Genomic DNA, 12,773 nt, shown 5'->3' with positions numbered 1-12,773 from the left:
GCCAGCTATTCATAGAAAGTGCCTTGAAATGACAACGAGTTCTGTTCTTCCATATATTACACTCGACTGTTTTGTTTCAAAATAGCCATATGAGGTTAATCATAGCTATATCGAATGACAGAGAGGGGCAAAAAAATATGGGTCTATTATGGACATTAATCGTTGGCGGAGTAATTGGTTGGTTAGGTGGTTTGCTTGTTGGGCGCGACGTACCGGGAGGAATTATCGGCAACATCGTAGCTGGCTTCATCGGAGCTTGGTTAGGTACGCTAATTCTTGGCTCGTGGGGACCGACGATGGGCGGATTTGCTCTCATCCCGGCTATCATTGGAGCTGTTGTAGTCGTGCTGCTGTTAAGTGCAATCTTGCGAGGAACACGACGCGCGTAGTCTAATCTTTACGTAAACTTGATAAAACCGTTGTTGAAGTAGTAACGTATACTTCAATAGCGGTTTTTCTGCGTGTAGATATTGATACGGCAAGGGGAGAGGTTAAAAGGCATGCTCATATTCGTTAGTATTATTGCGGTAGTCATAGTTGTTGTGTATTTGGTCCTCCAGTATTACCCTGCTTTTGGGGCAGCACAATCGAGGGAGCGGCGGCAGCAGTTAAGCCGTTCGAACCAATATGGCCGTAAAAAATTTATAAATGCGATTCCTACAGCCATGGATACGACAACAAGCGAGAAGCTGAAGCTGCTCGTTCAATTTATGAAAGGCAATAAGATGGCTAGGCCAAGCAAAGCGTTAGTCGTTGAGTCGATGAGTGAAGGATATGGTGCCGGGCAGCATCAGCCTAAGCTCACATGGTTTGGCCATTCTGCAGCTTTGCTTGCAATCGACGGGAAAACACTGCTGCTTGATCCGATGTTCGGCAAAGCGCCGTCCCCGTTCCCGTTTATAGGCGGTAAAAGATTCAGCGATAAGCTGCCGTTTGAGATGGAGCAGCTTCCGATGATCGATGCAGTACTCATTTCACATGATCATTACGATCATTTGGACTATGGCTCGATCGTAAAGCTTAAGGATAAGGTGAGACGCTTTATTGTGCCGCTTGGCGTTGCGCCTCATTTGGTAAGATGGGGAGTAGATCCATCCCTTATAGAGGAGCATGATTGGTGGGATGAGTTTTCTTATGAGGGGATTCAACTGGCTTGTACGCCAGCAAGACATTTCTCGGGTAGAAGTCTAACGGATCGCGATGCAACGCTTTGGTGCTCTTGGGTAATACATGGCCGAGAGGCACGCATCTTCTTCAGCGGAGATAGCGGCTATGGTCCTCACTTTAAAGAAATTGGCGACAAATACGGACCCTTCGATCTCACATTAATGGAATGTGGACAGTATGATGAGCGCTGGGCAGCTATCCATATGATGCCGGAAGAAACGGTACAGGCGCACTTGGACGTTCGCGGAAAGATTATGATTCCGATACACTGGGGTGCATTCACACTTGCCATGCATGATTGGACCGACCCTGTGGAGCGAGCGGTAAAGGCAGCTAAGGAGATGAAAACACGTATTTCGACTCCGAAAATCGGTGAGACTGTACTGCTTCAAGCGGCTGAGTATCCGTCCTCGGCGTGGTGGCGGTAGCATATATAGCTGAAATGCTTATAAGACATAGCAGGGGCTGTCTTCAAAGGTCTAAACATACCTTTAGAGACAGCCCCTGCTGTTATTATTTGATGCCTGAGATCGCGTAGTTCTCAATAATATGCTTCTGGAAGAAGATAAAGATGATAATGATAGGCACAACCATAAACGTTGATCCAGCCATCTGGAGCGCATAGTTGCCGCCGTATTGCCCTTTGAGCAATGACAGACCAACGGAGAGAGTGTAGAGCTTCTCATCGTTCGCGATAATAAGCGGCCAAAGGAAGCTGTTCCATCCGCCAATAAAGGCTAATATGCCCTGTACCGCAAGTATCGGCTTCGAAATAGGAAGCACGATTTGCATGAACGTCCGGAATTCACTTGCACCGTCAAGACGGGTTGCTTCCAGCAGCTCATCTGGAATGGTAGCCATGAACTGACGGAACAGGAATATACCGAAGGCGCCGACAAGTCCGGGCAGAACGATACCGATCATCGTATTCGTCAGATGCATTTCATTTAGGATTAGATAGACCGGAATCATCGTCACCTGACCAGGAATCATCATCGTAGCAAGTACGATATAGAACAAGTTATTACTGCCTTTGAATTTGTATTTCGCGAAGCCGAAACCAGCCATCGCATTCAGGAATAAGCCAATAAAGGAGAAGAAAACGATAATGAGCGTATTTTTCAAATAAACGCCAAAGTTCATATTCTCAAACAAGTTCTTGAAATTTTCCGTCGTGAAGCGTTCAGGCAGTAAGGTAGGCGGGATATTCTGAATCTCGCTCTCTGGTTTAAAGGAAGAAAGGATCATCCATACGAAAGGAAGGATGACCAATACCCCGCCGACCGCGAGGCATATGCCTAGTATCCACTTGAGCGCTTTTTCGCCTTTTGAGGCGCTTGACGCTTTTGCTTGCGAACTCATCCATTACACCTCCGTTTGGATTATAGATCCGTTTCTTTATTTTGAAATCTGAATTGTACGAGCGTAATAATAATGATTGCGATGAACAGGACAAATGATCCTGCTGCCGCGTATCCGAAGTTGCTAAGCTGGAAGCCGTTCCGATAAATAAACAGGGCCACAGATGTTGTGCTGTCCAGTGGACCACCGTCGGTCATAATGAATGGCTCTTCGAAAAATTGCAGCCAACCGATCATGGTAGTGATCGATACAAAGAAGATCGCGAAGCGCAGCATTGGAATCGTGATGTAAGTCAGTTGTTTCCATGTGCTGGCACCGTCGAGCTGTGCCGCCTCGTAATAAGACTTCGGAATACCTTGAAGCGCGGCGATGAAGATGATCATATTGAGGCCGATCCCTCTCCATACCGCCATCAGAATAAGCGATATTTTAGCCATGACTGGATCTTGAAGCCATGGAACCGTAGGCAGATTAATCGAATCAAGAATATAGTTGAGCAGACCGAAAGCCGGATTGTAAAGGAAACCCCATACAACAGCAACGGCAACAACGTTTGTAACTGATGGCATATAATAGACGACGCGGAAAGCTTTAAATGCACGGTTTGCGCCGAAATTAATCATGATCGCAATAGCAAGTGAACATAAGATAACCAGTGGAACACCGATGATTACATAGAACAACGTATTAAGTATGGCTTTTACGAAAATAGGATCAGCCAGCACGTCTACATAGTTTTTGAATCCGACGAATGAAATATTGGACCAGTCAGCAAGGCCTGCCAAGTCCATGTCCGTAAAGCTTATTATTAAGGCTACAAGGATCGGCAATAACGAAAATAAGGTAAGCAAAATAAGCGTTGGAGCGATAAAGAAATACGGTGCCTTACTCTGAGAGATGCCTTTCATAAACGACCCTTCCTTTGCTATGAGCGCCTGGCTTTATCCATTTCTAATGGAACCGGCAGCGGCTCTGTTCCAGAACCGCTGCCGGCGATGGCGATCATTATTTATTCAAAATTTGTTCAGCTTTGGCGTTGAAGCTGTCAAGTTCCTTCTTAATTTCAGACTTGCCGCGGTAAATTCTCTCGAATGTCGATAGCACGTTTTGAGCAATTTCTTCCCATGGCTTAATAAGCGGCATAGGCTCCGAGCTGTTCAACTGCTCACCGATAACTTTTACATTAGGATCTTTCGTCAAAGCTTCGTTTTCCCATGCTTTTTTCGTGGAAGGAAGCGAGTTTGTAAGCTCCAGCCATTTCAGCTGTGTCTCAGGCTTGCTCATGTAAGCAAGGAATTTCAAGGCTTCTTCTTTGTGCGTTGTATGTTGGAAAATAGACAAGTTAGAGCCGCCTAGAGAAGAAAGGTTGTTCTCTTTCTTAGGAAGTACAGCTGTTGCCCATTTGCCTGCAAGCTCAGGTGCTTGGTCATTGATTAGTTTAATCATCCAAGGTCCGCTGATGAACATTGGCGAGATACCCTCACCTTTAAATGCAGGGATAATATCCATACCTAGATCAATCGGTGCAGAGCCGTCTTTGAAGAAGCTGTCCAAATATTCAACGGCTTCCACGAATTCTGGTTGGTTGAATTGTGGTTTGTTGTTCTCGATAAGCTTCGAGCCGTTTTGACGAGCGAACATGAATAGCAGCGATTGTTCTTTAACATCAAGGCTGATGCCGTATTTGTTTTTGCCGCGAGCTTTAAGCTTTGTTGCAGCATCTTTAAGCTCATCCCATGTTTGTGGAGCTTTATCGTAGCCTACTTCTTTCAGTAGATCTGTACGGTAATAAAGCACGCGAGTGTCGATGTACCAAGGCACGCCTACAGTTGCATCTTCGTATTTAGTCGTTGATACCGATCCTGGGTAGAAGTTTGCTTCAGCAAGTTCTGGATATTCAGTTACGTAAGGAGTGATATCCATAAGCGCTTTAGCGGATGCGAACTCAGGAATCCAAGTTGTTCCAATTTGAAGCACGTCTGGACCTTTTTTGGAAGCGACAGCCGTCAACAGCTTGTCATGTGCCGTATCCCAAGGAAGTGCTTGTACATTGACCTTAATGTTAGGGTTCTCAACCATGAATTGCTCTGCAATTTTCGGCAAGGATTTGGCTTCTTCACCCATGCCCCATACGTTGATTGTTACTTTATCATTTGCTGCTCCTTCATTGCTGTTGTTGCTTCCGCAAGCAGTGAGGGCGCCGATAAGCAGCATAGAGCTAGCTAGTGCAGTTGCCACTGATTTCTTAAACATTAATTATTCCTCCCATGTGAATGATTGTTATCAGTACTATGCTGTGAATCCGTGCAAGTTATGCACGCAGGCGGCTGTTGTTTGCCGTATATATAAGCCTAAGCTGGGTGTTGATAAGCAGGTAAATGTTGCTTTCCCTGCCGCAGCAAAAACGTTCGCCACAAGTATATAGAAATACTAATTGATGTGGTGAAACGTTTCTATAAACAAAATATATTACCGTTTACAACTTTAGAACCAGACCTGCTTATTGATTCGAAACGTTTCGACATCATTATAGATCAAAGTTTTGACGGGTTCAAGCGTTTTTTTAATTCAGGAAAATAGTCTCATATTAGTAATATAAACGTTTCTATTAAAGATGAAACAGCAATTGACGGCTCTTTTTGAATTGTTTATAATCCAAATTAGGAGTCAATAGAAACGTTTCGATTGTTATAATTATTGGCCATAAGACATAAGCGTGGTAAAGACAGAAGGACCTGTAAACATTAACGATAAGAACGATAAATTTGATTGGCTATTACGAGGAGGAACACGGATATGGAAAAGCAACCTGCGGCTCTTCTAAAGCTCATGACGCTTGAGGAGAAGATCGGGCAGCTGCTGCAGCTGGCGACGCCATTCTTTGAAGGCGCGGATGGACAAATTACCGGACCGATGGCTGAAATGGGCGTAACGGAAGAAACGGTTCGGGGTACAGGCTCCGTGCTTGGCTTAACAGGAGCGAGGGAAGTCATTAACATACAGAAGCAGCATTTGGCGAACAACCGCTTAGGCATTCCGCTTCTAGTGATGGCGGATATCGTCCATGGCTACAAAACGATCTTTCCTGTACCGCTGGCAATCGGCTGCTCATGGGATATGGAGCTGGCGGAACAAAGTGCCGAGATCGCTGCTAAGGAAGCTGCTGCGGCAGGTGTGCACGTTACTTTCGCTCCGATGGTCGATCTCGTAAGGGACCCAAGATGGGGCCGAGTCATGGAATCGACAGGCGAGGATCCATATTTGAACAGTGAATTCGCCAGAGCCTTCGTAAGAGGTTTTCAAGGAAAAGACCTTGCAAATGATATTAACCGCGTGGCAGCATGCGTAAAACACTTTGCCGCATATGGAGCTGCAGAAGGTGGACGCGACTATAACACGGTTGATCTGTCTGAGCGTCAGCTTCGCGAGTTTTATTTGCCTGCATATAAAGCGGCGCTGGATGAAGGCTGCGAAATGGTCATGACGGCATTCAATACAGTGGATGGCATTCCAGCTTCAGGTAACAAGTGGCTGATGCGTGATCTTCTTCGCGGCGAATGGGCGTTTGACGGTGTGCTGATCTCCGATTGGGGCGCAGTAAAAGAGCTGATCCCGCACGGTGTTGCAGCGGATGAGTCGGAAGCGGCAATGAAGGCGATCAAAGCCGGCGTCGATATTGAAATGATGACGACCTGTTACACGGATCATTTGCAGCGGCTTGTTGAGGAGAATGAAATCGATGTTGCTTTGATCGACGAAGCTGTACTTCGTATTCTGGAGCTGAAGCAGAAGCTAGGATTGTTCGATCAACCGTATCGTGGTGCGAATGAAGAGCGTGAGTTGGAAATTGTAGGCTCAGCAGCACATCGCAAGGCTGCGCGTGAGCTGGCTCTTAAATCTTGTGTCCTCGTAAAAAATGAGGGTGTTCTTCCGCTTGGCCGTGAGCAGAAAATTGCGTTGATTGGTCCTTTCGCGGCTAGCGGCGATATTCTTGGACCTTGGTCTTGGCTTGGCTCCAAGGAAGAGGCGGTACAACTGGCAGCAGGCATCGCAAGCAAAGTAGATGCATCATTGTTGTCTGTAACAGAAGGCTGCGGTATTGAAGACGCAACGGATGAGCAGTGGCAAGCGGCATATGCTGCAGCTGAAGATGCAGATATCGTGGTGCTTGCTTTAGGTGAGCATTCGGATATGAGCGGAGAAGCAGCTAGCCGGTCGAATATTAGATTGCCGCAGGTACAGCTTGAGCTAATCGCTAAGCTGAAACAGCTAGGCAAGCCGATGGTGACTGTCCTATTCAACGGACGACCGCTTGATCTGCACGGTGTAATTGATCAATCGGATGCCGTATTAGAGGCGTGGTTCCCAGGTACGGAAGGCGGCGCTGCCATTGCGGAATTATTGTTCGGCGAGTCGGAACCGACTGGAAGACTGTCGATGTCGTTCCCTCATTCCGTAGGCCAAGTGCCGGTTTATTATAACCGATTTAATACGGGAAGGCCGCAGGGCGCACCTGATGCGCAGGTGAAATACGTATCTCAATACTTGGATGTTCCGAATGAACCGCTGCTGCCGTTTGGTTATGGGCTAGGTTATACAACCTTTACCTACAGCGGAGCGAAGATGGCCATGGATACGATGAGTGCTTCTAAGCCATTGCATGTAAACATCACAGTAACGAACACTGGGGCGCGCGCTGGTGAGGAAACCGTACAGCTGTATGTACGCGACATGGCGGGGGATGTTGTACGTCCGCTGCAAGAGTTAAAGGCATTCCGCAAGGTGATGCTGCAGCCAGGAGAGAGCAAAGAGGTCTCGTTTACGCTGGAGGAAATACAGCTGCGTTATTATCATGCTGATCTGACCTTCACAAGCGACCCTGGTGACTTTGAACTGTACATTGGGCCAAACAGCCGCGATGTAGAAACGCTTAAATTCAAACTAAGCAAATAGAAAGGCAGTGAGAAGAAAATGGAAGCTATAGTGAATGCGTTGAAAGCAATGAATAAATTGCAAATAAAAGCAGGAGAGCTGACGTTTGATTTTTTAAGCAGCGGAGACCTTGCGCAAGCAGTCCATAAAGGAACGATGCTGAATCAAGTGGTGTCGAACAATGTAGATGGCTCGCTTAACAATCTTTACTTGCGCATGCATACCGAAGAAGGAGTTTCATATGAGCCTTTGCTTGGGATTCATTCGTCAAGCCGCATGTCAGCGGTGGATGGTCGTCTGCTATGGGAGGGGACTGCATTTGATGGCATCGACTATCGCGTAGTCTTCACATTAACGAACCATGGCATCTGGTTCTGGGATGTGACCGCTCATTCGCAAGGAAAAGTAGCGAAGATCGACATTATTTATGGACAAGACATTGGACTCGCGGATATTGGCGCAGTGCGGTCGAACGAAGCATACATGTCGCAGTACGTTGACCATAAAGCTTTTAAAGATGAGAAGCTGGGTTATGTTCTTTGCTTCCGCCAGAATCAGCCGATGCAAGGATCATTTCCTTACATGCAGCACGGTTCACTAACAGGAGCAGCCAGCTACTCAACGGACGGATTCCAATTCTTTGGCCTTAGCTACAAAGAAACGGACGTGCCGGAAGCGCTTGGCAAGGCTGAACTAGCAAATGAGGTTTACCAATATGAATTCACTTATGCGGCGCTTCAAGCTGAGCCTGTCTTGTTGAAGGATAAAGCTCGCTTTGTATTTTACGGCATGTTCAAGGCCGATCATCCATCAGCTGTGAGTGAAATAGAATTCAGCGCTGAAGTTCAGAAGGCTTGGGAAGAAGTTGAGCGTTCGAATGAGACCGACTTCGCTGCGGCGGCAACACCTGTAGCTAAGTCTGAGGTTGCAAATGCGATTGGAACGCCAGTACGCACGGCATCAATGACGATGGAGGAAGTTAACGCGTATTTCCCTAACCGTCATCAGGAGGAATGGCAAGACGGCAAGCTGTTGTCTTTCTTTACAGAGAGCCATGAGCATGTTGTGCTTAAGGAGAAGGAGCTGCTAGTTGAGCGTCCGCATGGCCATATTCTTATGTCTGGCGGCAATGATCGCATGACAGAGGATGTTATGACGACAACTTCCTATATGTACGGTATTTTCAACTCACAATTGCTAGTAGGCAATACGAGCTTCCACAAGCTGTTTACGAATGCGCGCAATGCGCTCAATAATTTAAAGACATCTGGACAACGTATTTATGTCGAGTTGGAAGGTTCATACCGCCTTCTTACTATGCCTTCAATGTTTGAGATCGGCTTTAACTATGCTCGTTGGTTCTACAAAACAGCAGATGACACAATCATCATTACAAATTATACAACGGTTGATTCGCCTGAGGTACGCCTTCACCTTCGTTCGGTAAATGGACAGGCTTACCGCTATTTAGTTACGAATCAAGTATCCATGAATAACAATGAATACGAGCTGCCGTTCCATATGGAGCTGGAGGACGGCGTATTTACTTTCAAGGCTGACCAAGCATCCATAAGCGCTCCGATCTTCCCTAATCTGCAATATCGGATGTTCGTGAGCGGGGCAGACATGACTGCAGGAGATGAAAGCTTGCTTGTTAGCGGTACGGTATCAGGCGCTGCATCGCTTGTGGTGATGCAGCTTGGCCAAAGTACGGAATGGACAATTACGATGCAAGGTCTCTTGCGTGGCGAGGCATTGCCGCAGTCAGAGCGGAAGGCAGAGCTTGAAATCGAGCGCTACCGTGAGTTTTTCCGTCACGTGATGAATGGCTTCCATTTATCTGCTGAGGGTACTGAAGCAGCTTCAGCTGAGCTGGATAAAGTGAATGCATTGGCATGGTGGTACACGCACAATATGCTCGTTCACTACTCTGTGCCTCATGGCTTGGAGCAATACGGCGGTGCAGCATGGGGAACGCGCGACGTTTGCCAAGGACCGACTGAGTACTTCATGGCTATGAACAAATACGAGCAGGTTGCTGAAATCTTGAAGACCGTGTATTCCCATCAATACGAGGATGACGGAAATTGGCCGCAATGGTTCATGTTCGACAAGTATTTCCACATTCAGCAAGAAGAAAGCCATGGCGATATTATTGTTTGGCCGCTGAAGGTGCTCGGAGACTACTTGGCAGCAACAAAGGATTATAGCATTTTGCAGGAGCGTGTTCCTTATACGGTCCGTCATAAAGGCGAATTCACGACAGAATCTTCGACGCTGCTTGACCACGCGATGAAGGAAATTGCCTATATGAAGAGCCACTTCCTGCACGACACGCATTTGTCATCCTATGGCGACGGAGATTGGGATGATACGCTGCAGCCGGCTAATGCACAGCTTAAGCAATATATGGTCAGCAGCTGGACAGTGGCGCTTACGTATCAGGTAATCGCACAGTTTGGCCGCGTGCTGGAGGAAGTTGATGCGATGCAGGCAGCCGAGCTTAAGGAGCTGGCATCAGCTATTCAAGCGGACTTTAATCAGTATATGCTGCAACAGGATGTCATTCCTGGCTTTGTATACATGGAGGAGCCGGGCGATGCGAAGCTGATGCTTCACCCGACTGACACAACTACAGGCATTCAATACCGCTTGCTTCCAATGACACGCAGTATGATTAGCGAATTGCTTACGGAAGAGCAAGCTGCTGAGCATTACCGTGTTATTAAAGAGCAGCTGTATTGCCCGGATGGCGTAAGGCTGATGAACCGTCCTGCACAATATGCAGGCGGCGTAAGCACTAACTTTAAGCGGGCAGAGCAGGCATCTAATTTCGGCCGGGAAGTCGGCTTGCAATATGTTCATGCTCATATTCGTTATGTAGAAGCTATGGCGAAGCTGGGCAAGACGGATGAAGTATGGCAAGGTCTACTCATGATTAATCCGGTTGGATTGCGTGATGTTGTTCCTAATGCAGAGCTGCGTCAAAGCAACTCTTACTTCAGCAGCTCCGACGGCAAGTTCAACAACCGTTATGAGGCGCAGGAGCGTTTCGGTGAGCTTCGTGAAGGAACTGTACCTGTTAAGGGCGGCTGGAGAATTTATTCGAGCGGTCCCGGAATCTATATGAACCAATTGATTTCGAATGCCCTCGGTATTCGTCAGTTGGAAGGTAATCTGGTTATCGATCCGATTTTGCCAGCTAAGCTGGATGGCATGCAATTCGATTTCATGTGGAACGGCTTGCCGATTACTTTTGTTTATCGCCTTAGCGATGCAGGACAGGTGACGAAGGTCATCATTAACGGTAAGGAAGCGGAAGGCAAGCCTTCAGCTAACCGTTATCGTGTAGGTGGAATACTAATATCCGAAGAACAATTGAAAGCTAATCTTCATTCGGAATCGAACCGAATCGAAATATTTATGTAAGAAGCAGACTGGCGGTCTCCAAGAACCGCCAGTCTTTGTGATATAGTGAAGGAACAATGAAAGATAGGAGCGAATGCTGTGGTTAGTATTAAGGATATCGCTAAACAAGCGGGGGTCTCGATCTCGACGGTATCTTACGCGCTTAACGGCAGCCCCAAGGTGACGGATGAGACGACAGCAAGAATATTGGCTGTTGCCAAGGAATTAAACTACATCCCGAACGCTGCTGCAAGGTCGCTCAAGACGAGAGAAACAAAAATTATCGGTGTCTTTCTTACCGACTTCAGCGGCGCATTCTACGGCGATCTCTTGCAAGGAACAAAGGAGATTTTATCGGAAAAGGGCTATGATCTGATCGTGTGCAGCGGTAAGCAATCTCATAGGATGCTGCCTGAGCGAATGATCGATGGAGCGATTATACTGGACGAGACGTTTGGCAGCACTGAGCTGCTGAGCTACGCGGAGCGCGGACATAAGCTTGTCGTGCTGGATCGTGAACTGCAGCATTCGAACATCAATCAAGTGCTGCTCGATAACAAAGCAGGGGCGAGACTGGCAGCCGAATATTTGATCGAGCAAGGCCATCGGACACTTTATGCAGTGACTGGCCCTAGCGGCTCTTATGATTCAAGGCAGCGGCTGCAAGCTGTTACGCAAGCGGTGGAACGATCCGCTGGCGTTAAGCTGATTGTAATTGAAGGAGATTTCAATAAATCGGCTGGGGAGCAGGCTGCAGCGACAATTATAGCTGAGAACAGCAGCACGGCTGCGGCAGTGTTTTGCTTCAACGATGAGATGGCTATTGGTATGTTCAATTATTTGGCGGCGCATCATCCTGATATTCAGATCGGTGAACATATTCATATCGTTGGGTTTGATAATATGGAGCTGGCTTCTTACACTCAGCCCCGCTTGTCTACGATTGATTATTCCAAGCGCAAATGGGGGGCTCTTGCTGCCGAACAGCTGATCAAGCTGATCAGCGGCGACGAAGTGGAGCATGAACGGATTTATGTTTCTCTTATTAAAGGGAATTCGGTCAGGTCGGCCAAAGAAAGCTAAATGGAAGCCATTGACGGCGGAACGGTTTGAGGTGAAATCTCAAGCCGTTCTATTTTTTGAGAAGCATGCCTGTTATCGCCTAATCAAAAAGATTTGGCATAAGCGTTGACAACTGTTTCAAAATGTATTATCTTTAAATCAAGATAAATTAATTAAAGATAAAACGGCGCAGAGAGGAGTGATCATCATGGCAAATGAAAAACAAAATGATTCATTAGATCTCTTCATTGCGCTGTCTAGAGCGAGCCAATGGGTGAATGCCCATGCGGATCGTGATATTCGTAAAAACGGCTTGAACCGCACGGAGTTTGGAGTGCTTGAATTGCTCTATCACCGCGGACCGCAGCCATTGCAGCAAATCGGTGAGAAAGTGCTTATGAGCAGCGGCAACATTACTTATGTCGTTGATAAGTTGGAGAAGAAGCAAATGGTACGCCGGAGAGCTTCGACTACGGATAGACGCCTCATTTATGCAGAACTAACCGATGAAGGCAAACAGTTCGTAGAGGATGTATTTCCTGCTCACGAAGACGCTATCAAGCAAGCGGTAAATGGGCTGACAACAGAAGAGAAGCAATTGGCAAGCAAGCTGCTTAAGAAGCTAGGAAAGTTTGCTCAGGAGCACTACAAGTAGCGGGTTTAACTAGCTGTAAAGGTGTAATCATGCGCGTGGGCGTTTGTTGCATATCAATGATGGCTGTTATAAGGTAGCAGCGATCATTTATGCACACCATATATCTTAAAATAGAGATTCTTTAAATAGTGGTAAAAGAAGAACTGTGATGCAAGCAGTAGTTTAAACATTAAAAACAAAATGGAGG

The 12,773-nt window shown here is 46.9% G+C and carries 9 protein-coding genes; 6 read left to right on the top strand and 3 right to left on the bottom strand.

The window, feature by feature from the left end; all coding sequences use genetic code 11:
• The first annotated feature begins 137 nt into the window (after window positions 1–137).
• Together AB4Z17_RS04875 and AB4Z17_RS04870 are read left to right on the top strand one after the other, a co-directional pair.
• Entirely contained in the window at window positions 138–389 is a 252-nt protein-coding gene (locus AB4Z17_RS04875; protein ID WP_076266420.1) for a GlsB/YeaQ/YmgE family stress response membrane protein, read from the top strand.
• 276 nt (window positions 390–665) lie between these two features.
• A complete protein-coding gene (locus tag AB4Z17_RS04870; protein WP_441958508.1) occupies window positions 666–1,595 on the top strand; it encodes an MBL fold metallo-hydrolase in 930 nt (309 codons plus the stop codon).
• Between the two features lie 85 nt (window positions 1,596–1,680).
• Here the strand turns inward: AB4Z17_RS04870 and AB4Z17_RS04865 are convergent, their stop codons facing one another.
• The 3 genes from AB4Z17_RS04865 to AB4Z17_RS04855 form a co-directional block, all read right to left on the bottom strand.
• Window positions 1,681–2,529 (bottom strand): carbohydrate ABC transporter permease, encoded by an 849-nt coding sequence (locus tag AB4Z17_RS04865; RefSeq protein ID WP_076266419.1) that lies wholly within the window; start codon window positions 2,527–2,529, stop codon window positions 1,681–1,683.
• Between the two features lie 20 nt (window positions 2,530–2,549).
• A complete protein-coding gene (locus AB4Z17_RS04860; protein ID WP_076266418.1) occupies window positions 2,550–3,437 on the bottom strand; it encodes a carbohydrate ABC transporter permease in 888 nt (295 codons plus the stop codon).
• Window positions 3,438–3,534: 97 nt separating this feature from the next.
• Complete coding sequence (locus tag AB4Z17_RS04855) at window positions 3,535–4,782, bottom strand: sugar ABC transporter substrate-binding protein (protein WP_441958475.1); 1,248 nt, start codon at window positions 4,780–4,782, stop codon at window positions 3,535–3,537.
• A 543-nt stretch (window positions 4,783–5,325) separates the two neighbouring features.
• Here AB4Z17_RS04855 and bglX point away from each other — a divergent pair.
• From bglX to AB4Z17_RS04835, 4 genes are all read left to right on the top strand, one after another.
• Window positions 5,326–7,482, top strand: coding sequence for a beta-glucosidase BglX (bglX, locus tag AB4Z17_RS04850; protein ID WP_441958473.1), 2,157 nt, complete (start codon window positions 5,326–5,328; stop codon window positions 7,480–7,482).
• Between the two features lie 48 nt (window positions 7,483–7,530).
• Window positions 7,531–10,890, top strand: a complete 3,360-nt coding sequence (locus AB4Z17_RS04845; RefSeq protein WP_441958471.1) for a GH36-type glycosyl hydrolase domain-containing protein — start codon at window positions 7,531–7,533, stop codon at window positions 10,888–10,890.
• Between the two features lie 78 nt (window positions 10,891–10,968).
• The gene (locus AB4Z17_RS04840) at window positions 10,969–11,952 is read left to right on the top strand and encodes a LacI family DNA-binding transcriptional regulator (RefSeq protein ID WP_441958469.1); all 984 of its coding nucleotides are present in this window, start codon (window positions 10,969–10,971) and stop codon (window positions 11,950–11,952) included.
• A 187-nt stretch (window positions 11,953–12,139) separates the two neighbouring features.
• Window positions 12,140–12,586, top strand: coding sequence for a MarR family winged helix-turn-helix transcriptional regulator (locus AB4Z17_RS04835; protein WP_441958467.1), 447 nt, complete (start codon window positions 12,140–12,142; stop codon window positions 12,584–12,586).
• Window positions 12,587–12,773: the final 187 nt, after the last annotated feature.

The organism is Paenibacillus sp. TAF43_2, from assembly GCF_052113545.1.
GTDB lineage: Bacteria > Bacillota > Bacilli > Paenibacillales > Paenibacillaceae > Pristimantibacillus.
Note: the sequence above shows the minus strand (reverse complement) of the source record. Positions and strands in the feature narration are given on the sequence as shown.